The 22,308-nt window shown below is 69.9% G+C and carries 20 protein-coding genes; 5 read left to right on the top strand and 15 right to left on the bottom strand.

Annotated features, from left to right (window positions below):
• Positions 1-95: 95 nt before the first annotated feature.
• From ABZ642_RS19880 to ABZ642_RS19860, 5 genes are all read right to left on the bottom strand, one after another.
• The gene (locus tag ABZ642_RS19880; RefSeq protein ID WP_360485324.1) at positions 96-602 is read right to left on the bottom strand and encodes a glutathione peroxidase; all 507 of its coding nucleotides are present in this window, start codon (positions 600-602) and stop codon (positions 96-98) included.
• 143 nt (positions 603-745) lie between these two features.
• On the bottom strand, positions 746-1,681 hold the full coding sequence (locus tag ABZ642_RS19875; RefSeq protein WP_360485322.1) for a slipin family protein: 936 nt from the start codon (positions 1,679-1,681) through the stop codon (positions 746-748).
• A 127-nt stretch (positions 1,682-1,808) separates the two neighbouring features.
• Positions 1,809-2,027 carry a cold shock domain-containing protein gene (locus tag ABZ642_RS19870; RefSeq protein WP_360485319.1) on the bottom strand — a complete coding sequence of 73 codons (219 nt, stop codon included), beginning with the start codon at positions 2,025-2,027 and terminating at the stop codon, positions 1,809-1,811.
• 251 nt (positions 2,028-2,278) lie between these two features.
• Positions 2,279-3,469: an SPFH domain-containing protein gene (locus ABZ642_RS19865; RefSeq protein WP_360485317.1), complete on the bottom strand. Its 1,191-nt coding sequence runs from the start codon at positions 3,467-3,469 to the stop codon at positions 2,279-2,281.
• Positions 3,470-3,480: 11 nt separating this feature from the next.
• On the bottom strand, positions 3,481-3,729 hold the full coding sequence (locus ABZ642_RS19860) for a hypothetical protein (protein WP_360485957.1): 249 nt from the start codon (positions 3,727-3,729) through the stop codon (positions 3,481-3,483).
• A gap of 237 nt (positions 3,730-3,966) precedes the next feature.
• Here ABZ642_RS19860 and ABZ642_RS19855 point away from each other — a divergent pair, with 237 nt between their 5' ends.
• Positions 3,967-4,278: a hypothetical protein gene (locus ABZ642_RS19855; RefSeq protein WP_360485315.1), complete on the top strand. Its 312-nt coding sequence runs from the start codon at positions 3,967-3,969 to the stop codon at positions 4,276-4,278.
• A gap of 129 nt (positions 4,279-4,407) precedes the next feature.
• On the opposite strand, the gene ABZ642_RS19850 is transcribed toward ABZ642_RS19855, so the two are convergent.
• Positions 4,408-5,454, bottom strand: coding sequence for a zinc-dependent alcohol dehydrogenase family protein (locus tag ABZ642_RS19850; RefSeq protein ID WP_360485312.1), 1,047 nt, complete (start codon positions 5,452-5,454; stop codon positions 4,408-4,410).
• Between the two features lie 99 nt (positions 5,455-5,553).
• Positions 5,554-6,117 (bottom strand): fasciclin domain-containing protein, encoded by a 564-nt coding sequence (locus tag ABZ642_RS19845; protein WP_360485309.1) that lies wholly within the window; start codon positions 6,115-6,117, stop codon positions 5,554-5,556.
• Positions 6,118-6,818: 701 nt separating this feature from the next.
• Between ABZ642_RS19845 and ABZ642_RS19840 the strand changes: the two genes are divergently transcribed.
• Together ABZ642_RS19840 and ABZ642_RS19835 are read left to right on the top strand one after the other, a co-directional pair.
• Complete coding sequence (locus tag ABZ642_RS19840; RefSeq protein ID WP_360485306.1) at positions 6,819-7,727, top strand: hypothetical protein; 909 nt, start codon at positions 6,819-6,821, stop codon at positions 7,725-7,727.
• 203 nt (positions 7,728-7,930) lie between these two features.
• Positions 7,931-9,169, top strand: coding sequence for a SpoIIE family protein phosphatase (locus ABZ642_RS19835; protein ID WP_360485303.1), 1,239 nt, complete (start codon positions 7,931-7,933; stop codon positions 9,167-9,169).
• 878 nt (positions 9,170-10,047) lie between these two features.
• On the opposite strand, the gene ABZ642_RS19830 is transcribed toward ABZ642_RS19835, so the two are convergent.
• The 7 genes from ABZ642_RS19830 to ABZ642_RS19800 all read right to left on the bottom strand — a co-directional run bounded on the left by ABZ642_RS19830 (position 10,048) and on the right by ABZ642_RS19800 (position 19,714).
• Complete coding sequence (locus ABZ642_RS19830) at positions 10,048-11,943, bottom strand: beta-xylosidase (RefSeq protein WP_360485300.1); 1,896 nt, start codon at positions 11,941-11,943, stop codon at positions 10,048-10,050.
• 76 nt (positions 11,944-12,019) lie between these two features.
• Entirely contained in the window at positions 12,020-14,119 is a 2,100-nt protein-coding gene (locus tag ABZ642_RS19825) for a TIM-barrel domain-containing protein (RefSeq protein WP_360485297.1), read from the bottom strand.
• Between the two features lie 110 nt (positions 14,120-14,229).
• Positions 14,230-15,003 carry a carbohydrate ABC transporter permease gene (locus ABZ642_RS19820; protein ID WP_360485954.1) on the bottom strand — a complete coding sequence of 258 codons (774 nt, stop codon included), beginning with the start codon at positions 15,001-15,003 and terminating at the stop codon, positions 14,230-14,232.
• Positions 15,004-15,136: 133 nt separating this feature from the next.
• Positions 15,137-16,105, bottom strand: a complete 969-nt coding sequence (locus tag ABZ642_RS19815; RefSeq protein ID WP_360485294.1) for a sugar ABC transporter permease — start codon at positions 16,103-16,105, stop codon at positions 15,137-15,139.
• A gap of 157 nt (positions 16,106-16,262) precedes the next feature.
• Positions 16,263-17,504 (bottom strand): ABC transporter substrate-binding protein, encoded by a 1,242-nt coding sequence (locus ABZ642_RS19810; protein ID WP_360485291.1) that lies wholly within the window; start codon positions 17,502-17,504, stop codon positions 16,263-16,265.
• Between the two features lie 291 nt (positions 17,505-17,795).
• The gene (locus ABZ642_RS19805) at positions 17,796-18,821 is read right to left on the bottom strand and encodes a LacI family DNA-binding transcriptional regulator (protein ID WP_360485288.1); all 1,026 of its coding nucleotides are present in this window, start codon (positions 18,819-18,821) and stop codon (positions 17,796-17,798) included.
• A gap of 668 nt (positions 18,822-19,489) precedes the next feature.
• Complete coding sequence (locus ABZ642_RS19800) at positions 19,490-19,714, bottom strand: cold shock domain-containing protein (RefSeq protein ID WP_360485286.1); 225 nt, start codon at positions 19,712-19,714, stop codon at positions 19,490-19,492.
• A gap of 325 nt (positions 19,715-20,039) precedes the next feature.
• Here ABZ642_RS19800 and ABZ642_RS19795 point away from each other — a divergent pair, with 325 nt between their 5' ends.
• Positions 20,040-20,837 (top strand): hypothetical protein, encoded by a 798-nt coding sequence (locus ABZ642_RS19795; RefSeq protein WP_360485283.1) that lies wholly within the window; start codon positions 20,040-20,042, stop codon positions 20,835-20,837.
• A gap of 347 nt (positions 20,838-21,184) precedes the next feature.
• Positions 21,185-21,757 carry a S1 RNA-binding domain-containing protein gene (locus ABZ642_RS19790; protein WP_360485280.1) on the top strand — a complete coding sequence of 191 codons (573 nt, stop codon included), beginning with the start codon at positions 21,185-21,187 and terminating at the stop codon, positions 21,755-21,757.
• On the opposite strand, the gene ABZ642_RS19785 is transcribed toward ABZ642_RS19790, so the two are convergent.
• On the bottom strand, positions 21,740-22,213 hold the full coding sequence (locus ABZ642_RS19785) for a hypothetical protein (RefSeq protein WP_360485277.1): 474 nt from the start codon (positions 22,211-22,213) through the stop codon (positions 21,740-21,742). The two genes, ABZ642_RS19790 and ABZ642_RS19785, sit on opposite strands and share 18 nt — an antisense overlap.
• Positions 22,214-22,308: the final 95 nt, after the last annotated feature.

Here is a 22,308-nt window from a genome sequence, read left to right as displayed (position 1 = left end):
CAGCGGAACAGCGGAACAGCGGGACAGCGGGACCGGAACGCCGACGGCGGCCACAGGACACCGTGTCCCGTGACCGCCGACGCGAGGCTCGGACCTCAGCCGATGGCCTTCTCCACCGCCGCCACGACCTCCGCCGACTCCGGCTCGGTCTGCGGCCCGAACCGGGCGACGACCTGGCCGTCCCGGCCGATCAGGAACTTCTCGAAGTTCCAGCGGATGTCACCGGTGTGCCCCTCGCCGTCGGCGAAGGGGGTGAGACGGTCGTAGAGGGGGTGCCGGCCCTCCCCGTTGACCTCGACCTTCTCGGTCAGCGGGAAGGTCACGCCGTACGTCGCCGAGCAGAACTCGGCGATCTCCTCGGCGCTGCCCGGCTCCTGCCCCATGAACTGGTTGCAGGGCACCCCGAGCACGGTGAAGCCCTGCGCCGCGTACCGCTCCTGGAGCTGCTCCAGGCCGCTGTACTGCGGGGTCAGACCGCACTTGGAGGCCACGTTGACAATGAGCACCGCCTTGCCGGCGAAGCCCGGCAGGTCGGCGGAACCGCCCTGGAGAGCACCGATCTCGATGTCGAGCACGGACCCGTTGTTCTCTGTAGTCGTCATAAGCGGATGCTAACTCCGCTAAGCGACGGACCGGGTCCCGGCCTCCACCGGCACGTCTCCGCCGCCGTCCGCGAGAACAGCACCGCCCGCCAGTGCGATGACACTGACGGAGCCCGCGTCACTCGCTGTGACCCCGACGTCGGCTACTGCCGGTCGGCAGGAGCGGAAGGGTCCGGCGACGGTTCCCGCGGAGCGGTGACCTCGGCCACCGGCCCGAACCTGTCGGCGACGGCCGCGATCTGCTCGATCCCGGCCTTGAGCGCGGCCTGCCCCTCCGGGGCCTCCAGCTCCCGCTCGTTCTTCTCGACCTCCTGGTCGAGCCGCTTGGTCGCGCGCTCGAAGTAGCGCAGCAACTCGACCGGGAAGGGCATCACCAGCGTGGAGTTCTTCTCGGCGGCCACCTCGACGACCGTCTGCAGCAGCCGCAGCTGCATCGCCTCGGGCGAGTCGGACATGATCCGGGAGGCGTTGGCGAGCTGCTGCGCGGCCTGGAACTCACCGTCCGCGGTGATGACCCGGGCCCGCCGCTCCCGCTCGGCCTCCGCCTGCCGGGACATGGACCGCTTCAGCGACTCCGGCAGCTGTACGTCCTTGATCTCGACCCGGTCGATGTGGATGCCCCACTCGGCGGCCGGGCTGTCGATCATGAGGGCGAGCCCCTCGTGCAGCCGCTCCCGGTCGGTGAGCAGGTCGTCGAGGTCGCTCTTGCCGATGATGGACCGCAGCGACGACTGGGCGACCTGCCCGACGGCGAAGACGTAGTCCTGCACCTCGATGGCGGCGCGGATCGGGTCCGTGACCCGGAAGTAGACGACGGCGTCGACCTTCACGGACACGTTGTCCTTGGTGATGCCCTCCTGGGTGGGCACCGGCATGGTGACCACCTGCACGTTCACCTTGCGCATCCGGTCGGCGAAGGGGATGAGGAACGTGATCCCAGGGTGCCGGTACGTCGGCAGCGCCTTGCCCCACCGGAACACCACCCCGCGGTCGACCTGGTTGACCACGCGCATCCCACTGCGCAGCACGAGCAGGGCCAGTACGAAGGCGACTACGACCCCTACGACGGCGCCGTCCATCGGCACTCACTCCATTCTCCGACGAGATCCCGACAAGGATCCGGTAAGGAAGAGGACACCGGCCGGGCTCCCCGGGATGCGGGGGCAGGCGTCAGGAGTGCGTAAAGAAATCGAACGGGACCCGCGGTCACCTCGGCACGATGTTCACCGCGCGGTAAGGGTAGCCGTCCTGCCTGAACCCGGGATCCTCCCAGTCGAGTTCCACCCGCTGCCCCGCGGTCAGGGTGCGGAACCCCGCCATCTGGATGTGGGAGAAGTGCCCCCAGCACCCACCGGGAGTCTCGGGGGAGTCGAGAACGCCCCACCCCTCCTCGTCGTACCACTCACGAACGGTCGCCGTCACCATGGTCCCGAACCCTACGGGGGCGGACGCCGGAGGAACGTAACACTCGTGCTCCAAGGGGTTCTTGGCGCTGTGGGGGCCGCGACCAGCGCCTCACGGTGATCGACCGATCGAGGGCGGTGACGCAGGAACGCCCGGCCGGGAGAACCCGGCCGGGCGTTCCTGCCCTGCCCTGCGTGATGCCCTGCGTGAACCGCTCGCGTGCTGTCCGAGCGTCTGGCCGAGCGCCTGTCCGAGCGTCTGGCCGAGCGCTCCTAGTCGACGTCCACCTGACCGTCGTCCGACTTCCGCCCCTTGCTGGAAGGCAGCTGGAGCAGGGCGCTGCCGCTGCCCTCGCTCTTTTCGGGGCGGTGGCCGTCGGAGTCCTGGCCGCTCAGGTTCTGCCGGACCGAATCGAGGATCGTCAGGCCCTGGGACACCAGGCCGGCGGCGATCTCGCCGAGGCCGTCCGCGCCGTTGAGGACGTTCACGTTGGCGCCGGCGAGGCCCCCGGCGGCCTCCTTGACGATCTGCGGGAGCTGGTCGATCAGCATCCGGTCGAGCGCGACCCGGTCGTACGACGCCGCCGCCTGGGCCTGGATCGTCATCCGCTCCGCCTCGGCGGCCGCGAGGATCCTGACCCGCTCGGCCTCGGCCTCGGCGGGCTTCACGACCTCGGCGACCAGCTGCTGCTGGCGCAGCTTGGCCTGGCGCAGGGCCAGCTCCGTCTGGGCGGCGAGCACCTCCTGCTGGGCGTGCGCCTGCGCCAGCGGCCCGGCCTGCGCGGCCTGCGCCTGGGCGCGGTCCACCTCGGCCGAGTACTCGGCCCTGACGATCGCGGTCTGCCGGGCGTACTCGGCCTGGTTACGGGCCGCCACCTGCTCCGCCTCGACCGAGGCCTGCGTGGCCTGCGCCTGGGCGATCTGCGCCTGCCGCTGGATGGCCGCCTTGTGCGGGGCCGACATCGCGTCGATGTAGCCGACGTCGCCGTCGTCGATCGACTGGATCTGCAGCGAGTCGACGATCAGGCCGATCTTCGCCATCTCCGTCTTCGACGTGTCCAGGACCTCAGCGGCGAGCTTCTGCCGCTCGGTGACGATCTCCTCGACCGTCATCGAACCGATGATGGCCCGCAGGTGGCCGGCGAAGATCCGGCCGGTGAGCACGGACATCTGCTCCTGGTCGGAGAGGAAACGCTGGCCGGCGTTGATGATGCTTTCGTTGTCGTTGCCGACCTTGAAGGCGATGACCGCGCGCACGTGCAACGCGATGCCCTGCTTGGTCACACAGGTCTCGGTGACCTCGGACTCACACATGGACAGCGTGAGGAACCGGACCTTCCGGAAGACCGGCAGCACGAACTTGCCGTGCCCCGTCACCACTCGGAACGGCGCGCCCCCCAGTCCCCGCCTGCCCCCCGAGATCAACATCGCCTCGTCGGGAGCGGGTACGCGGTATCCGAACATGCTTGTACTCCTCAGCCGGCCTCGGCACTGTTGCCGAGCGCGTCCAATGGATCCACCCACTCGATGACGCCGACTTCGCGGCATCCACGTGATTCGATCACGAGCACCGTGGCGCCCTCCGGCAGGGGATCCTCCGACCAGGCGAGGAAGGTCTCGGAGCCGCCTCGGACCCGTACCAGGACTTCGCCGGGGCCGACGGAACCACGGGTTCCGATGAGTATCAGTCCCGTGCAGCCGATCACGGCGTCGTCCTGCGGCATCACCGGCCCGCCCTCCTCGTCCTGGCCCATGATTCCGACGATAGACCCACCGGGCCCAGCACCCAACGGCCAGGCACTCACCCCCTCGCCAAAAGCCCACCCCGCCTCGGCCGCCCACCGGTCCGGCGCCCCCCCCCGCAGGCCCACCGGTCCGGCACTCCGGCCCCGTATCTCCAGCACTCGACCGGTCGGCTCCTGAACGCTCCTCGATCGGTACGCTTCTGCTCGGAGGCGGGAATGATCAATGCGATGGTCTTCGGCGTCAGTGGTGCCATCTGCCTTGCTCTGGGGGCGTGGTTCGTCCGGCGGCAGCGCCGCAGACACGCCGGCACCCTCGTGGGGTGGGGCGGACTCGCCCTCGGGCTGGGGCAGTTGATACGCGCGGTGGCCTCCTTGGCCGGAGACCGCCAGCCGCTCGGTCTCATCCTCGCCATCTGTTGCGCCGTACTCAGCGTGGTGGGCTACACCCTGGTGGCGCGTGCCCCGGACCCGTTCCGGAACGGTCGCGGCGGCCGGAAGCGCCGGAAGCTGCCGCCGATCCGCCCCTGACGGGCCGCAGCACCAACAGGCCGGACACCGCCCACGGCGCGCTCCGTGTCGCTCGACACCGGTGCCGGTACCTGCACCGATATCTGCACCGATCCCGACGCCAGGCCGGGCCGCGTCTCAACTGTTGTCTCAGCCCTGGCCATCGTCGAAGACGAAGAGCGGTTTCGCGGCGTGTGCGGGTGCTTCGGCGAACTCGATGGCTTCAGCGAAGCGTTCGAGCGGGAAGGGCCGGCCTTGGGGGATGGTCATCACTCCGTCGGTGACCAGACCACGAACCTCGGACAGTGCGCGCAGCGCCTGCGCAGGTGAAGCGGTGCCGAACCAGCGGTTGAGCCAGAAGCCACGGACCACTTTGGTCTCGTAGATGACCGAGCGGGCCTGCAGCGGGATCGTCAGCGCCGCCGGGTCGGTCTGCCGGTGGGTGGAGAGCGCGCCGTAGACCACGACCTCTCCTCCCGGAGCCAGTGCCTGGGACACCTGGGCGCCCACGGGGCCCGCGACGCAGTCGGTGGCCTTGCGTACGCCGGCCGGTCCCGCGATCTCGGCCACCCGCGCCACCAGGTCCTCGTCCTCGGTGCAGATGACCTCGTCACCGCCGAGCGCTTTGATCTCCTCGACGGCAGCGCGCCGCCGCACCACGTTGATCGTGGGAATCCCCAGATGCCTGGCGAGCTGGATGACGAGCCGGCCGACGGTGGAGCCCGCGGCCGTCTGCAACAGCCATTCACCCGGCTGTACGTCGAGTTCGCGGGTGACCAGGAGCAGCGCGGTCAACGGGTTGACGGCGAGCTGACAGGCGCTGGAGTCGCTCAGACTGTCGGGGACCGGCAGGAGCCTGTGCTGGTCGGCGACAAGGTATTCCTGCCAGGTACCGGCCACCGGCGGCCCGGGCACCGCCGGGACGGCGACGGCCACCACGCGCTCGCCGACCTTCAGTCCCTCGGTGCCCGGTCCCAGGGCCTCGATACGGCCCACGCATTCCATGTGCCCCCCGACAGTGGGAAAAGCGGGGGAGAAGCCGTAGCGGCCACGCAGCACGTGCAGGTCGCTGGCGTGAATCGGAGTCGCCGTCACGCGGATCAGCGCCTGACCGGCCTCCGGTGTGGGAACGGGCCGGGATTCCAGCCGCAGGACATCGGCCGGTTCGCCGACCGTTCCGGCTACGAGCGCGCGCATGGATGGCGCCATGGTGACCTCGTCTCTCAACGCCCGACGAACCCGGCGGACGTCCTGGCCAGGAAGAACGCGCCCCGTGCCGGGAACGGGAGCCGTGAGTCAGGACGGGGGCTGGAGGACCGTGTCAATGACGTAGATGGTGGCGTTCGCGGCCCTGATGTTGCCGCAGACGATGTTCGCCTTGCCGTTGACCTTGAAGTCGGTGCCCGAGCCCGACGTGGTCAGTTTGCCGCCTTCCACCGTCGTGAAGGAGCCCTTGGAGAGTTGGTCCGGGGTGATCCGCCGGTCCACGACGTGGTAGGTCAGCACCTTCTTCAGCTGCCCCGGATTGCCGAGCAGTGAGGCGAGCTGCGACACGGACGCCTTTTGGAAGGCCTGGTCGTTGGGAGCGAAGATGGTGATGTCGGGTTTCCCGTCGAGGGCGCCGCTCAGCTTCGCCCTGACCGCGGCGGAGACCAGATGACTGAGCTGCGGATATGCGGCCGCAGCCTCTACGACCTTGTCCTTGGCCGTGTTGGCCTTCTGGGCGAGCGCCGAGCAGCCGGGACCGAACGTCCCCGACGGGCTGGGGGAGGCGTCCTGCGCGTGGCTCTGCGACGCCAGACCTCCCAGCGCGAGCGGGATGGCGACCAGAGCTGTCGCGGTGGCCTTTGCCGTACGCATGCGGATGAACCTCATCGCAACCTTCCTCCCATGGAGGCGTGAGCACTGCAGAGGTTTGACTGCGGAAGCCTTCGTGTCGGGTGGACAGCCTTCGTGTCCGGTGGACAGCCTTCGTATCCGGTGGACGGGGTGGGAGTGGTGGGCGGCCGCGCGCCCGGCCCTGGGCCGATGCCCCCCGATCACTCAGCGAGCGTATCCAGCGGGTACGAGTGAGCGCATCTCGGAACGTGCTGCCCCGCCACCGCGACTGCGACCGCGTACGCCCAGGAGCCGGGACCCGCGGCGCCGGGACCTGGTGCGATCCTGGCCCTCGCCTCGTAAAGCGCCTCGCATCGCGCCACGGGCGCCCCGGACTTACGGTGGCCGTGTTGCTCGCGGGGCGCCCGGTACGGCGCGCGGTAGACGCCCTCATCCGGGTTCCGGCCCCGTTCTCCGGACACGTACCCGCCGGTCCGCACGATGGACAGGCGCCCGCCGGGACGCGTGGTGAGTCCGGCGGCGCTCGTCGCCGATCTGGTGAGGCCGGGGAGGACACCGCCGATCACGGAAGGCCGGGGCGGAACATGATCGACAAAGCCGAGTACGCCTCTGTGGACGGGCCACCGGCCCCGTCGGCCTGCGGACGGCAGGGACGAGGCGGCAAGCCTCCGCCATCGCCGGCCGCGGACCTCCCAGGGCACGGATGACACCGCGGAACGGCCATGACGACAGGTCGGTCCGACCGGCACGAAGAGGGCGTGGGGCCGTTCACCACGCGGCTCACCTGGGCTCTTCCCGGGGGCGGTACGGCGGTCTGGGAGTCGCGGGCCGCGCGTAGGCGCGGCACGTTGACCGTGCGTGCCGAAGGTGCTGCCGAGGGACGCCCGCGCACCGCGGACCCCGTGTCGCTCGCACGGCTGCGCAGGCTGAATTCCGTCGCGGCCGTCTCCTTCTGCATCGGCGGGCTTCTGTTCGCTCTCGGTGCCGGCCTCTCCCAGTTGGGCTCCGGCAGCGCCACGACGAGCGCCTCGGTCTACTTCGCCGGGGGCCTGTTCTTCACCGCCGGCGGCTACGCGTCGCTGTTGCAGGCGATCAACACGCCTCGCCGCGGCGACCACGGCGCTCTGCTGACCTGCGAGTGGAGATGGTGGAGCTACGAACCCCAGCGCATCGACTGGCTGAGCGCCTTCGTCCTGTTCGCCGGAACGCTCGTCTTCGGCGTCAACCTCCTCGACTCCTTCCTGCAAGGGCTCAGCGTCCAGCAGGTCAACCGGCTGATCTGGACCCCGGACCTGATCGGCTGCGCCCTCTTCCTCGTGTCCGGGCACCTCGCCTTCGGCGAGATCTGCCATGGATGGCCATGGCCGTGGCCCTGTCTGCGGGCGCGAAGCCTCGGCTGGTGGATCGTCGCGATCAACCAGTTCGGCTCATGGCTCTTCCTGGTCTCGGCCCTGGCCGCATTCACCCGCCCGGCGACCGGCAGCGAGCTCAACACCGCCATCGCCAACTGGGGGACCCTCGTCGGGGCGCTGTGTTTCACGGCCGGCGGACTCTCCCAGTACTTCGAGCGCCCCGAGCCGGCCGAGCCTGCTGAGCCCACCGAGCCTGCCGAGCTCGCCGAGCCGGAATGACCGTGACCCGTCCTCTTTCCGACCGCGCCGGAGCCTGTCGGCCGTGCGGCCGGGGGCTCCGCCGGGTGGGGCCCACCGCGAGGCGTCGGGCGCTGCCGTGGGAAAAGGCCGGCGGCGCGGTTGCCGGCCTCGGTGCGCAGGCATCCGGCTGGGGCGAGCCGTAGCGTGAGGGGATGAGGGACAGGTCGTAGAGGCGGAGGGCGATGGCGGGGATGGATTACGCTGCGCTGTTCGCGGCCACGCCGAGTCCGTATCTGGTGCTGGGCCCGGACCTGACGATCGTGGAGGTCAACCGGGCCTATCTGGAGGCGACCGGCCGCACCAGGGAGGACCTGCTCGGTCAGCACGTCTTCGACGCCTTCCCGGACAATCCGACCGATCCCGAGGCCGACGGGGTCCGCAACCTGAACGCCTCCCTGCACCGGGTCCTGGTCTCGCGGAAGCCGGACACGATGGCCCTGCAGAAGTACGACATCCCTGTCGCGGGGCGGCCAGGGGCGTTCGAGGAGCGGTGGTGGTCGCCGATCAACACACCGATCCTCGCTCCGGACGGCACGGTGCGGTGGATCATTCACCGGGTGGAGGACGTGACCGCGTTCGTCAAGGCCCGCGCCGCCGGTAAGCGGCCGCCGGCAGCGCAGCTGACCGAGCGGGAGGCGCTGGAGGCCGAGCTGTACGCGCGGGCCCGCGAGCTGCAGCGCCTCAACGAGGAGCTGCGCCAGTCCCACGACCGCGAACGTCAGGTGGCCGTCACCCTCCAGGAGGCGATGCTCCAGTCGCCGGACCTGGGCCACCACCAGGACATCGCGGTGCGTTATCTGCCCGCGACGGGATCGCTGAACGTCTGTGGCGACTGGTACGACGTGGTCGACCTTTCCGACAGTCGTTTCGCGGTGGCGGTCGGTGACGTGGTCGGGCACGGCCTGGAGGCCGCAGCCGTCATGGGCATGCTGCGCAGCGCACTGAGCGCCGCGACCCGGGCGCTGGAGCGGCCGGCCCTGGTGGTGGAGGCGCTGGGGCTGTACGCCCGGTCGGTGGAGGGCGCGCTGAACACGACCGTGATCAAGGCGGTGGTGGATCCCCACAGCCGCCTGATCGTCTACAGCAGTGCGGGTCATCCCCCGGCGATCCTGGTGCACCCGGACGGGGCCTGCGAACTGCTGGACCAGGCCACCGATCCGCCCCTGGGCGCCCGCCCCGAGCACGTCTCCCGCCCCCAGGCGGACTTGTCCTACGCCCCCGGCGACACCCTCGTGCTGTACACCGACGGGCTGATCGAACGCCGCGGCGAGGACATCGAGGCGGGCCTGAAACGCCTCACCGACGCCCTCGGCCGCTGCGCCACCCTCGCCCCGGAGGCCGTGGCCGACGCACTGCTGGCTTGCCTCGGCCTGTCCGGCGGAGCCCCCGACGACATCGCTCTGGTCGTCGTGCGACTCTGACGGATTCCCCGTGCCGAGGAGACCCGCTCCGGCATTCGACGGCCGCTTCGTTGGCGAACCGATTCCAACAGCCGTCGCACAACGCAGCCATGAGATCAATGCGCCCCCGACTGCGTACCGTCGGCCCGACCTCCCCGCAGCGCTGGCACAAGTGCTCGTCACGATCGCCGGTCGCCCCCATGTTTTCGAGTGTGAGCGAGCCTGACCAAATCGCAGTAGGGCGCGATTTGGCCTTATCGAGAGGTCAAATCCACATCAGATCGCTTTGGGCGAGCGCGTATGCGACCGAGGCCGAGCTGGAGGCACGCACGCCTGCTCCCTGGCGGCAGATCGTGGGCAGCAATACGCTACGGCCATGAATCCGTGGGATGCGGGGCGTGGGGTCCTCGCCGTGGGACCCGGTGGCCTGTCGCCTCTCAAGCGTGACACAAGCGCGGGTTGGGTGTCCGGAATCTGGGGCGTGGTCGCGGTCCTGGTCATCCTCGCTCTGGTCGCGCTCCTGGTGTTCTCCGTGCGCCGGGGCTCCTCGTCGGACGACGAAGACTGATTCGTCGCGGTGTTCCGGCCCTTGAGCTGCACTGCGCCCTTGCGCTGACATCGCATGCGGCTGCCTTCGGCATGCCGCGCGCCATGGCGATCACATGGTCGTCCGTGTACACGACGCGGATAGCCGCGGGGTCCCCACCTGCTCGGGCGGTCCTCCCGACGGACGCCGCGCAGGGTTGCGGCCTTGGACGTGGTGTACGGGTTCGAACGTCGGCGAGGCCGTGCCAGGGCTTTCGGGGAGGCTCCGCCGACGCCGACGCCGACGCCGACGCCGACGCCGACGCCGACGCCGGCAGCCGGTCCCGCGCCGGGCCGCGGGACCGGCGGCGCGATCACTTCTGGATCACAGCGCTGTCCAGGGCGATGTTGCGCCCGCTGCTGGCGGGGTTGATGTCGGGTGCGACGGTGACCACGACGGTGTGGGGTCCGGCCGGCAGTTGCGGACTGGTCCACACACTCGACGAAGCCGCCCGCCCGGACGCGTAGTTGTCCACCGTCACGGGGGCCGAGCCGTCGACGCTGACGTACATGCGCCCTTGGTCGGTGTCGCGGACGGCCCGCAGGGTCACCTGCCGGCCCGTGAAGTGCAGCAGCGCCGTCGAGCCGGGCACATAGCTCCAGTTGGCGGTGGCGTCGTACATGTCGCTCACGCCGTTGGTCTGTCCCCAGTTCGTTCCGTACTGGAAGTAGTCCGATCCGCTGCCCGTCACGGCGGCGTCGACGGTCGTGCTGCCCTGGCCGGCGGGGACGACGGTGACGAGGAAGGCATCCTGGGCGGCCGCTCCGGCGAGCGACAGGCGCACGCTGTCGGTTCCGGCCGGAACGGTCTGACTGCTGACGGTGACGGGTTGGTCGAGGGGCGCCTGGTCGGGGATGCGCTGGACGGTGACGGTGACGCCGCTGCCGCCGGACAGTGCCGGGCTGGTCAGGCCGTTGATGGTGAGATCCGCTGACGGGACGCCGGAGGTTCCCGCGGCCAGCACCGAGGCTCTCTTGCGCACGGGATCGACGGTGGCGAGGGCATCGAGCGTGCCCTGCGTACCGACCTGTGCCCGTGAGCCGGTCATGTCGGCGTAGCCCTTGTAGACCCACCACTGGCCGGTCGGCCGCAGCACACCGTTGCTGCGGACCAGGACGCCGTCGAGAGTCCCCGCCGCACAGCAGTCGTCCCAGATGGCGTGGGAGGCGGAATCGACGCCGGACTTCGCCAACTGGGCCAGGTACCAGGCCTGATAGCCGGCATGCTGCTCATCGCCGTGGAGGTATTCGTTCATCGACAGCGGCAGTCCGCCCAGCCCCTTGGAGTCGAGCAGGGAGCGCATGGTCTGGGCGTCGGAGACGGGCGTGCCGCTGAAGTGCCAGTTGATGACGTCGGGAACCGTACCGGCGGCTTTGGTGTGGTCGAGGAAGGGGGAGACGTTGTTGGGGCTGAAGTCCCACAGGGAGGGGCCCACGATCACCGACTGCGGCGCGGCGGCCCGCAGTTCACGTACCGCGGTGTCCCACATCTGGTAGTACTGCGTGGTGTTGAAGCCAGGTGGGAAGAACGCGCCGGTGGGCTCGTTCCAGATGTCGTAGCGGACCTTGACTCCGGAGGCGGCGACATCGGCGGCCAGTCGGCGCAGGAAGGTCCGCCAGTTGCCGCAGTCGCCGCCGGTGCAGGGATAGACGGTGGCGGCGGGCTGGGTGGTGTCGGCACCCCAGATGTCACTGACGAGCAGGTCGTAGGTGCCGGCGTAAGGCGGCGTGGTGAGCCTGCGGGCCTGGGCGAGTGCCGAGTTGAGGCGGCGGGTGTAGCCGCTGCCGGGGCTGTAGTTGTCGCCGACCCATCCGCCGCCGTCGAGACGGGCGCCGCCCCCACGCGCCGAGCGGGGGGCGAGCGGGGCCAGCAGGCTGTCGTCAGGGCCGCTCCCGTCCTCGCTCAGCCCGTACAGAAAGCCGCTCCCGACACCGGTGGCAGCGCCCTGGGTGGTGCCCAGGTCGACGGTGATGGCCTGTCCGTCGGCGTGAGCCGGTGCGGTTGCGGCCAGCTGGCCGCCGGGGACGAGCAGGGCGAGCGAGGCGAGCAGCGCGGCGAGTCCGCCGCGGCGGCGGATGCCGGTGCCGCGGGCCGGGTGCGGTGCGGCCGGGTGCGGTGTGGCCGGGTGCGGTGTGGGCGGGTGCGGTGCGGCCGGGTGCGGTCCGGCCAGGAGCGTTCTGGTTGGTGGCGAATGCAGGGGGTGTGACATGGGGTGTCCCTTCTTTGTCCGCAGCCCGGTGGGCTGGGGCGGCTCCGGGGGACGGCCGCCTGAGCGGCGGCCTGCTTCAGTGGGCGAACGCAGCGGCGATGGGGGAGCCGTCGCGCACGAAGACCGGGATGCGGTCGAGCGGTGCGTCGGCGGTGACCGTCCGGCCGCCCGGGTGGAGGTGGTGGCCGGCCGTGTCGATCCAGTCGGCACCCGCGGGCAGGTAGACCTGGCGGCGGCGCTCGCCCAGCCGGGCGACGGGGGCGACGAGCAGGTCGGGGCCGCACAGGAACTGGTCCTCGACCGTCCAGGCAATGGGGTCGTCGGGGAAGTCGAAGAACAGGGGGCGGATGACAGGGGCGCCGCTGGCGCTGGCCGCGGCCATCTGCTGATGCAGGTAGGGACGCAGATCCTGGCGCAGGCGGAGTTGACCGGTGAGGATCGCGTAGGCCTCCTCGCCGTACGACCACAGTTCGTTGGGGCCGCCGCTGTGACCGGCGGCGAAGCTGTCGCGCGGCTCGCGGTGGCCGTGCATGCGCAGCACAGGGCAGAAGACGGCGAACTGGAACCAGCGGACGACCAGTTCACGGTAGTCGGGGTCGTCCGGGTCGCCGCCGTGGAATCCGCCGATGTCGGTGGTCCACCACGGGATGCCGCTCAGCCCGGCGCTCAGCCCGGCGCGTATCTGCGAGGCAAGGGCCCCGAACGTGGCCGGGATGTCGCCGGACCACAGGGCGGCCCCGTAGGCCTGGCTGCCGGCCCAGGCGGAACGCACCAGACTCACCGGGACTTCTTCACCCGCGGCGCGCGTGTGCTCGTAGAAGCCCCGGACGTGTTCGCGCGGGTAGAGGTTGGCGACCGCGCGGCCGGGGCCCGCCGCGTAGCGCAGGTTGCCGAACTGCTCGGGGAACAGCTCCGGTTCGCACGCGTCCAGCCACCACAGCCGGAAGCCGAGGTCGAAGTAGTTGCGCTTGACCCGGCTCCACACGAAGTCGCGGGCCCGTTCGTCGGTCGGGTCGTAGAAGGTCACCGGCAGGGGCTCGCCGGCGAACTGGCCGTCGGGGAAGACGTGCTGGAACGGCTGGCCCTGCTCGGTGCCGACCAGCAGCCGCTCGTCGCGCATGCGGGCGTAGTTCTCGCTCAGGACACTGACGGACGGCCAGACCGACAGGAGCGGCCGTACCCCCATGCTCTCGAGCTCGGCCACCATGCCGGCCGGGTCGGGCCAGTCGGCCTCGTCGAAGCGCCAGTCGCCCAGGTGCGGCCAGTGGAAGTAGTCGACGGCGATGACCGACAACGGCAGGCCCCGCCGCTGGTAGGCGCGGGCCACCTCCAGCAGTTCGTCCTGGGTGCGGTAGCGCAGCCGGGACTGCCACAGGCCGAGGGCCCATTCCGGCAGCACGGGAGCGTGCCCGGTGGCGTCGGCGTAGTGGTGCATGATGCCGGCCGGTGTGGGGTGAGTGGTGATCCAGTAGTCGATCTGTTCGGCGGCGTCGGCGACCCAGCGCGTCTGGTTGGCGGCCAGTTCCACCCGCCCGACGGCCGGCTGGTTCCACAGCAGGCCGTAGCCGCGGGAGGAGAGGGTGAAGGGGATGGTGACCTCGCCGTTGCGCTGCACGAGATCGATCACCATGTGCTTGTGGTCGAGGCGCCCGTGCGAGTGCTGGCCAAGACCGAAGAAGCGCTCCCCGTCGTAGGAGGCGAACCGCTGGTCGATCCGGCAGCCGTGGTCACCGGCCGGGGTGAACTGGCGCGGGCCGGGCCACGCGAAATGCCCCACGTCCTCGCGCAGCAGCTCCGCCCCGTCCTCGGTGCGCGCGAAACGCAGCCGCCCCTGCGGCGACAGCTCCACCCGCAGGCGTCCGACGGTGAGGATCCTGGTGCCGGACGTGTCCGTGTGCACACGCGCGTCGGCGGCGGCGGGCGAAGCGCCCAGGGCTCCGGGCAGGTCGTCGCGGATCCGGTGACGGGCCGCCCGCACCCGGACGCTGTCGGGGCCCCAGGGCTCCACCCGGACGACGTGCTCGGCGTCACCGAACTCGAGCCGGCAGGCCTCGGCATCGGGAACATCGGGAACATCGGGGGCACCGGGGATATCGGGGACGGGCGCGGGGATGAGGTGGTCGGCTGCCTGGGGGGCCGGCGGGACGGGCGGTGTGGTGGTGTCGGGCAGGGACACACTGCTCCTTTCGACAGAGCGGGGTGGAGCGGAAGACGGCGGTATCGCGTGGCACCCACCGGACGGCGCGGCCAGTCCTTGAGGTCAGTCCTTGAGACCAGTCCTTGAGGTCAGTCCTTGACCGCGCCGCCGACGAGACCGGCTGCCACATGCCGCTGGGCGATGACCAGCAACAGGGCGGCGGGCAGGGAGGAGATGACGGCCGTGGCCATCACCGAGTTCCAGCTGGTGGTGTTGGTGCCGGCGCCGATGTAGTCGTACAGGCCCACCGTGATGGGCTTCCAGGTGGTGGAGTTGAGGTTGAGGGTGGTGGCGAACAGGAAGTCGCCCCAGGCGAAGAGGAACGCGAACAGCCCGGACGTGATCAGCGCGTTGCGGGACATGGGCAGCACGATCCGGCAGAAGGCACCTACGGTGCCCGCGCCGTCCAGCGATGCCGCTTCCAGCACCGAACGTGGAATGCCCGTTGTCATGAAGGCCCGCAGAATCAGCACGGCGAAGGGCACGGCGAGGGTGGCGTCCGCGAGGATCAGGGCCGGCGCCGAGTCGAGGATTCCCGCGGAGGCGAAGATCCGGTACAGGGCGTTGGCCATCACGATGCCCGGCACGAGCTGGACCACGAGCAGCACGCTCAGCAGCGTTCTGCCGCCCGCTGTGCGCAGCAGCGCCAGGGCGTAGGCGGCCGGGGCGGCGACGGCCAGGGTCAGGAGGGTGGCACCGGCCGCGATGACCAAGGAGGCCAGCAGGTGGCCGCCCTGCTGGGACAGCGCGTCCCGGTAGCCGCTGAGGGTGCCGCCCCACGGCAGCCAGTGCGGGGAGCGCCGGGCCAGCTGCTGATTGGTCTGGAAGGAGGCGTTCACCATCCAGTAGAGCGGAAACAACATGACCGCGACGATGGCGACACCGGCCGTGGTCTTGATCCAGGACGGCAGGGACCGGCGCCGGCGCACACGGCGCGCACGGCGTGCGCTGTGGGCGAGGGCCGCGCCGGCCCGGACGGGGGCGTGGACAGTCATGTCAGTGGTTCTCCGCTTCGGCACGTAGCGAGCGCAGATAGAACAGCGCGAAGACGGCGGCCACCACGATGAGCAGGTTTCCCGCCGCCGCACCGAGCCCGAATTCCGCCAGCCCGCCGAAGGACAGCTGGTAGGCGTAGGTGGTGACGGTGTGGGTGGCGTTGGCCGGTCCGCCCTTGGTCATCACCCAGATCACGTCGAAGACCTTGAGCGTGTAGATCAGACCGAGCGTCAGCACGACGCCGATCACCGGCCTGAGCTGCGGCAGCGTGATGTGGCGGAACTGCTGGCGCCGTCCGGCGCCGTCCAGGGCGGCCGCCTCGTACAGCTCCGCCGGGACGGCCTGCAGACCGCCGTAGAGGATGACCATGTTGAACGGCACACCGATCCAGACGTTGCAGATCAGCACGGCGGTCATCGCGGTGCCGGGGTCGTTGAGCCACGGCACCGGATGCTGGACGAGGTGCAGGTTGAGCAGGATCTGGTTGACGACACCGTTGCTGGTGTCGAGCATCCAGCGGAACAGCGTGCCGGAGACCACCAGCGGCAGCAGCCACGGGATCAGCAGCAGCGCGCGCAGCAACTGGCTCAGCGGAAAGGCACGGTGGAAGAACTCCGCGAGCCCCAGACCGATGGTGAACTGGAAGAAGAGCGAACCCGCGACGAACACCAGCGTGTTGACCGCGGCCGTGTGGAAAACCGGATCGCTCAGCAGCTTCGTGTAGTTGTCGAGGCCGTTGAAGGGGGCCTTGCCGCTGTAGAGGGACTTGATGCCGTAGTCCTGGAACGACAGCACGACGTTACGGCCCAGCGGATACAGGTAGAACACCGCGACGAACACGACGACCGGCACGACGAATCCCAGGCCCAGCCGCCGGCTCCGCGCCGACCAGGCGGCAGGCCCGGGCGGCCGCGGCGACGGCCCGCCGCCGGACCCGGCGGGGGCGTCCTTGGAGACTGCCAGCGCCACCGCTACCTCCTCCCTGCCCCGGGCCCGGCCTCTGCCCCGACCCCGGGCCCGACCCCGACCCCGGGCCCGACCCCGGGCCCGACCCCGACCCCGACCCAGGGCCCGACCCCGGGCCCGGGCCCTGCCCCGGGCCGGCATCCGGCCGCGGCCGCGGTCCTCATCGCGTCGCCTCGCGCTGAGCCTCGGCCAGGGCCGCCGCCGGCGACTTGCCGCTCGACAGCGCCGCCTGCACGGCCGTCCACATGGCCTGCGAGTACTTCGGGTAGTCCGCTCCGAGTTCCGCCGTCCGGCCCCTGGCCGTGCCGATGGTCTTCACGAACGTCTTCATCTCCGGTACCGAGGAGGCCAGTTCAGCGGCCGCCGACTCGTCGGACGGCACGTAGTTGGTGAGTTTCGCCCAGGCCAGGCTGTTGTCCTTCGACACCATGCACTTGATGACCTCGGCCGCCTTGCGGGCCTTGTCGCCGTTGTTGCCGGCCGCCCACACCTCGCCGCCCAGGGCGCTCGAGGACGTCCCGCCGGCCGGGGCGGGAACCGGCACGATGCCGAAGTCCTTCATCCCCGCCTTCTGCAACTGGGGCAGCTGCCAAGGGCCGTTGACCATCATGGCCAGAGAACCGTTCGCGAACTGCTCCTCGACGTTCGCCTGCGTCCAGCTGAGCACGTCCTTGGGCGCCGCACCGGAGGCGACCAGGTCCTTGAGCAGTTGCAGCGCCGCCACGGCCTGCGGCGAGTCGAGCTTCTTCAGCGAAGCACCCGAGCCGAAGAAGAAGGACTCGAACTGGAAACTGCCCTCTTCCGTGGCCGGCACCGCGAAACCGACACCGCGCACCTTCTCGCCGTCGGTCAGCTTCTTGGCCGCCGTACGCAACTCGTCCCAAGTACGCGGTGGTTCGACGCCCGCCTTCTTGAACATCGCCGTGTTGTAGTACAGCGCCAACTGGTTCACACCGGGCGCCACCCCATACAGCTTCCCCTGGTACTGACCCGCGGCGACGATGTTCGGGTACAGCCCGTCCGTGCTCAGACCGGCCGCGCCGAGGTCGGCAAGGGCCCCGGTGGCGGCGAGCTGCTGCAGGTCGGGATTGTCGAGCAGGACCAGATCCGGTATCGCCCGGCTGCCGGCCAACTGCATCAGCTTGGTCCGCAGTTCCGGCACCACCTGCCGCTTGACGGTGACCCCGGCCTTGTCGCCGCACTCCTTGAGCTGCTTGGGCAGCGCGCTGTGCAGCGGCTCCGTGTTGTAGTAGTCCATCTCGGTCAGGGTGATCGTCTTTCCCCCCGCCGAGTCGGACGAAGAGCTTCCGCCGCAGGCGGTCAGTACGAGACCGGCTGCGGCGAGCAGCGCCGTCAGGGGGACGAACGAGCGGGGGCGGCGGGATCTGACATGGGTGGGCATGGCGGCTCCAGGAATGAGTGGATGCACGGACGGTGCGGGCGGTGTGCACGGCCGACGCGGGGCAGACGAGGGACCGTACGGTGACGGCGGGGTGCGACCGGCTGGGGAGTGCCGGCCGAAGACGGGGCCGGAACAGGCGGGGACCTGATGCCGGTGTCAGCGCGGTTGAGATGCGCGCGGGGTGTGAACGCTGGCCATGACCGCGGGCCAGGACTGTGAGCCAGGACTGCGGACTGCGGGATATGAGGGCGTGTCCCGAGGCTCGGCGGCTCGGCCTCGGGACACGAGGCTTCAGCGCGGGTGCACGCTGCCGGGGCCGGGCGCGGGCCCCAGGGTGCCGCGTTCGACCAGGTCAGGCCGGAGCAGCACATGATCGAACGACGTGGCCGGGCCGGTCACCGCCTTGTGCAGCGCCTCGACGGCCCGGCGCCCCATCTCGGCGGTGGGAACGTCGGCGGCGGTGACCTGAGGACTGAGACCGCACGCATTGTCCTGAGAGGTGACGGCCACCAGCGAGAAGTCCTCGGGCAGGCGCAGACCGGCCTGCCGAAGGCCCCGCAGGACGCCCGCCAGCGACCGTTCGTTGATCGTCACCAAGGCGGTGAGAGTGGGATCTTCTTCCAGCAGCGCCCGGGCGCACTCCTGTCCGGCGGACTGCTCGTCCTCACAGCACACCGCCCGTCCTTGCAGCCCGAGCTCGACCACGGTCTTCTCGAAGGCATCCAGCGCGCGGTAGGCAGGACCGTACTCACGGTCCAGGAGCGCCTGCGGGCGGTTCACCAGGGCGATCCTGCGATGCCCGAGCTCCGCCAGCCGCTCCACGGCCGTGGTCACCAGCCCGGCATAGTCCAGATCCACCCAACCGTGTTCCGCGTCGCTGCCGGTACGACCGATGGTGACGCACGGCATCGACTGCTCCAGCAGCCGCACCACCCGGGCATCGTGCAGCACGGTCTCCATCACGATCACACCGTCCACCCGGCGCTCGCCGAGCATGCGGTCGAAGGCCTCCTCGCGACCACTGGGCGACAGCAGGACGTCGTAGTCGTGATCGGCCGCGGCCTCGGCGACGGAACCGACGAAGTGCAACTGGTCGATGCTGAGATGGCCTCCCATCGGAGGGATCACCAGACCGAAGGCTCTTGTGGAGCCCTGGGCCAGCGCGCGTGCGGTGGCACTCGGCCGGTATCCCGACTCCTTGATGACCCGCTCGACCCGAGCCCTGACCTCTTCCGACACCGGGCGCTTGCCGCTCAGCACGTACGACACGGTGCTGCGTGACACCCCGGCTCGTTTGGCGATTTCGCCGATGTTCACTGCTCACCTCTCAGACCGACGGGGGCCTGTGGTCCCTTGTCGAACCGGTTCGCGAACCGGTTCGATGGCGATTACAAGCCCGCGGGATCGCCGACGTCAAGGGCTCTGCAGCACATTTGGCAGGCAGCCGACGTCAAGTAGGAGCCAGAACCCGTCAGATGAGGAGAGGCGGGACCGGACACCCGCCCGAGCGCCGGCCGGCCGACGCCGCGGCTGGGCACGGAAGCAGCCGTCGACCGCCACGGGGTCTCACTCGGCGTGATCGGGCTTCGTGGGCGATGTGAGGAGTGGTGGGGGGCGGCGCCGTGGAAGCCCTGGCCTCGCACGGCCCGAGCGGGTCACGGTGCCGTTCGTCTCCGCGCTGTCGGGCGAGCCCCGCCCGCTATCTCAAGCAGGGGCCGGCCGTCCACGGCGACATGATCCGGCCGCCAAGGCACCGCCACCCTCCTCAGGGCGCTCCCCGCGTCAGAAGTAGATGTCAAAGGCTCCGGCCCAAGATCGGTCCGGCGCCTTTTGCCTGGTGCCCCGGGCAGGATTCGAACCTGCGACACCGCTTTAGGAGTTCGATCAACGGGGGGGGGTACTGCATGCTGCGGTAAAGGGTGCGGTGGCGTAGCGGACCGCCGGGGACCGTGGGCGTACGCCGTCGTTGATGTCAGCCGCGGATGTCAGGCAGGCCGAGGGACGATGCTCACCGCTCGGTAGTCGTACCCGTCCTGCTTGAAGCCGGGGGCTTCCCACGCGAGGTCGACCTGCTGTCCGGGTGACAGCGTGCGGAAGCCGGTCGCCTGGATGTCGGCGTAGTGGCCGAAGCAGCCGCCGGGGGTGTCCGGGGAGTCGAGAACGCCCCACCCTTCCTCGTCGTACCACTCGCGGACAGTCGCAGTCACCATGGACGGAACCCTACGGCTTTTACTGCGCCGACGTGCCTGGCACCTCAGCTTGGGAAGCTGCGGGCACTCGAGGCCAGTTCGGGGGCTGACCTGGCGAACGCTCGGTGCGTGCTCCTTCCGGGATCGGCCGCTCTCACGGTACTGGGGCCGTATTCGGCTGTTTGGCCAACTAAAAGAGATGCCGTGCCGGGCGTCGCGACCGTCACAGGTCTTCGGCCTGTGATCATGGAGCGTTCATTAAGAGTGATCGACGAGGAGCTCCAGGTCGCGGGGCCGATGTACCGCCGCCGTGGGGCGCTCGCGGGAACGCGCTGTAGGTGATGTGGTGAACTGGTTGACCTCGCTGCCGGCGGTGGTGCTGGTTGTGGGCGGGCTCTTGCTCGCCTTACTGGTCGCGGCCGTCGCGCGGGTCGGCGTCCGGATGCTCGTGCCGGTCGAGGAACGGGATCGGGTGCCGCAGATCGCCACGCCCCTGATGCCGACACTCGGAGCTGCCTTCGCGATCTTCGCGGCGCTCTCACTGGCCAGCGAGGCCGGCTACCTGCGCGCAGCCGAGGGGCTGGTGAGCGACGAGGCAGCCGCGGCCTCCCGCCTGGCATGGGCGGCGACAAGTCCCCAAGTCCCGTCGGAGCCGATCCATGCGGCACTGCTGGACTACTTGCAGACCACGCGTGCCAGGGAGTGGGCGGGTGCAGCAGCGGCGTCCGGTGACGACCCGGCCACCGCTCGCGCGATCGCACGGCTGGAGCGGAGTGTGCGCACCGAGGCGGCCCGGCCCGAGGTGGGAACCACGACAGGCACGGAGCTGGTGGTTTCCCTCGACGGCGTCACCACTAGTCGTCGCGCCCGCGTCGCGGCCGCCTCGCGCGAAGTTCCCGCGCTCTACGTCGTCACGCTTGTGGTCAGTGGAGTGGCCTTGATCGTGAACTCCGGCGCGCTGGTCTTCCGCAGCAGCCTGCGAACTTCACTGCTGATCGTAGGTGTTGCGAGCGTGGTCGGGCTGAGCCTGGCGTTGCTCTTCGCACTCAGCGCGCCCTGGAGCGGACCGTTCATTGTCAGTGGGCATGCACTCGACGCCACCATCGCGGACCTGAAGTCCGGCTTCTTCGACGGCGGGCCGTAGGCGGCGGGCGCGATCAGGGGCCGACAACTGGTCACCGGCGGCCGTGACCTGCGGCTGCCTGATCGGTCGACGCCCTGCCGCACCCGGCACCGTCTCGATGCGCGTCGCGGCAACCTGACCGGTCGATCGACCACAGTCAGGCATGGATGCCGTACGACACGGTCAGTCCCGTGATCAGCTCAGGGCCGGCCCACGTCCAACCCGGTGCACGGGCACGGAGCACCGCCGCAGACCCAGCGCTCCAAGCAACGGTGGCACCGACTCCGCACATGGCCGCCGCTACCTCAGGACCGCGGCGTGAGCGCACTTCCCACCCAGTGCGCAGTTCCCCGTGGAAGGCTGGGAGCATGATGGGTGGACCGTCTGAGAACCCGGAACTCTGGGCATTCCTGGAATCACTGCACCTCGGTGAGTTCCTTTCCGGCACCGTGACAGCGATCGAACGGTTCGGTGTGTTCGTGGCGCTGGACGACGGACCCGACCACCCGGTCTTCCCAGGCGTCGGGTTCATCTCCTTCGCTGAACTGTCCTGGCGACGTTTCGAGGCAGCCTCCGACGTCGTGCAGGTCGGGCAACGCGTCTCATGCGAGTTCCTCCAGTTCGACACGTGGAACCTGGAGGCCAGACTTTCCTTGAAAGCCACACAGCCGGACCCTTTTCAGGCATTCGCCGACACCATTGCGGTGGGGCAGAAACTGCCTGGCCAGGTCACCAAGCTGATCCCGTTCGGCGTCTTCGTCCAGGTCGCCGACGGAATCGAGGGACTGGTTCACCTGCGAGAGCTCGCCTGGACACCCGTGAAGACTCCATCAGATGTCGTCCAGGTCGGCGACAAGATCACGGTGGTCGTCACCGAGATCGACCGAGAGCGACGCAGGTTGGCCCTCTCCCGACGACAAGGCTCATCCGCCGGCGGGTGATGCGCTGCGTTCCTTCGACAGTTCCCTCGCGCGACTTTTCCCGAACGTCTGCTCAGCCAACGGAAGGCACACTCCCAGGCCGGTGAACCTTTGCGGCCCGCGCCTGGCGGTCAGGGCTGCGACGTCGACTCCCTGCTCGGTGAGCGCCTCATCGATGTAGGCGCACAACTGCCCGCGCTCGTCGGTTTCGAAGGCGCATTCGTCGTGAGCCGCGTTCACGGCCTTCAGGGCCAGGACGACACGCTCCACTGCGGCGAAGATCCGTTCGTCGTCCCCTTCGGCGAGCGTGGACAACTCGGCGTCGAGCACGTCGAGGACAGCATCGGTCTCCAACAGGAGCTCTTCGGGGAACAGCTCGACCATGCACGCGCAGTCGGGATCCAGGGTGCCGGCGGCAAGCTCCGCGGCCTCCTCGGCTATGCACCTGCGCCAGTTCGAAGTCGGTCTCTCGGCCACGGCGCGGACCGTACAGCGCAGGTCTGTCAAAGGCCCCGGACCAAGATCGGTCCGGGGCCTCATGCCTGGTGCCCCGGCAGGATTCGAACCTGCGA

The organism is Streptomyces sp. NPDC007157, from assembly GCF_040634235.1.
Taxonomy (GTDB): Bacteria; Actinomycetota; Actinomycetes; order Streptomycetales; family Streptomycetaceae; genus Streptomyces.
The sequence above is the reverse complement of the archived record's forward strand: the minus strand, read 5'-3'. Positions and strand labels throughout refer to the sequence as shown.

What these genes read in the sequence shown, in the direction of transcription:
- ABZ642_RS19845 (WP_360485309.1), bottom strand. Translation starts at nt 6,117, where the DNA reads ATGCGTACGGCAAAGGCCACCGCGACAGCTCTGGTCGCCATCCCGCTC.
- ABZ642_RS19835 (WP_360485303.1), top strand. Translation starts at nt 7,931, where the DNA reads ATGGCGGGGATGGATTACGCTGCGCTGTTCGCGGCCACGCCGAGTCCG.
- ABZ642_RS19820 (WP_360485954.1), bottom strand. Translation starts at nt 15,003, where the DNA reads ATGTTGTTTCCGCTCTACTGGATGGTGAACGCCTCCTTCCAGACCAAT.
- ABZ642_RS19790 (WP_360485280.1), top strand. Translation starts at nt 21,185, where the DNA reads ATGATGGGTGGACCGTCTGAGAACCCGGAACTCTGGGCATTCCTGGAA.
- ABZ642_RS19840 (WP_360485306.1), top strand. Translation starts at nt 6,819, where the DNA reads ATGACGACAGGTCGGTCCGACCGGCACGAAGAGGGCGTGGGGCCGTTC.
- ABZ642_RS19855 (WP_360485315.1), top strand. Translation starts at nt 3,967, where the DNA reads ATGATCAATGCGATGGTCTTCGGCGTCAGTGGTGCCATCTGCCTTGCT.
- ABZ642_RS19810 (WP_360485291.1), bottom strand. Translation starts at nt 17,504, where the DNA reads ATGCCCACCCATGTCAGATCCCGCCGCCCCCGCTCGTTCGTCCCCCTG.
- ABZ642_RS19875 (WP_360485322.1), bottom strand. Translation starts at nt 1,681, where the DNA reads ATGGACGGCGCCGTCGTAGGGGTCGTAGTCGCCTTCGTACTGGCCCTG.
- ABZ642_RS19865 (WP_360485317.1), bottom strand. Translation starts at nt 3,469, where the DNA reads ATGTTCGGATACCGCGTACCCGCTCCCGACGAGGCGATGTTGATCTCG.
- ABZ642_RS19880 (WP_360485324.1), bottom strand. Translation starts at nt 602, where the DNA reads ATGACGACTACAGAGAACAACGGGTCCGTGCTCGACATCGAGATCGGT.
- ABZ642_RS19800 (WP_360485286.1), bottom strand. Translation starts at nt 19,714, where the DNA reads ATGGTGACTGCGACTGTCCGCGAGTGGTACGACGAGGAAGGGTGGGGC.
- ABZ642_RS19850 (WP_360485312.1), bottom strand. Translation starts at nt 5,454, where the DNA reads ATGCGCGCGCTCGTAGCCGGAACGGTCGGCGAACCGGCCGATGTCCTG.
- ABZ642_RS19830 (WP_360485300.1), bottom strand. Translation starts at nt 11,943, where the DNA reads ATGTCACACCCCCTGCATTCGCCACCAACCAGAACGCTCCTGGCCGGA.
- ABZ642_RS19860 (WP_360485957.1), bottom strand. Translation starts at nt 3,729, where the DNA reads ATGCCGCAGGACGACGCCGTGATCGGCTGCACGGGACTGATACTCATC.
- ABZ642_RS19870 (WP_360485319.1), bottom strand. Translation starts at nt 2,027, where the DNA reads ATGGTGACGGCGACCGTTCGTGAGTGGTACGACGAGGAGGGGTGGGGC.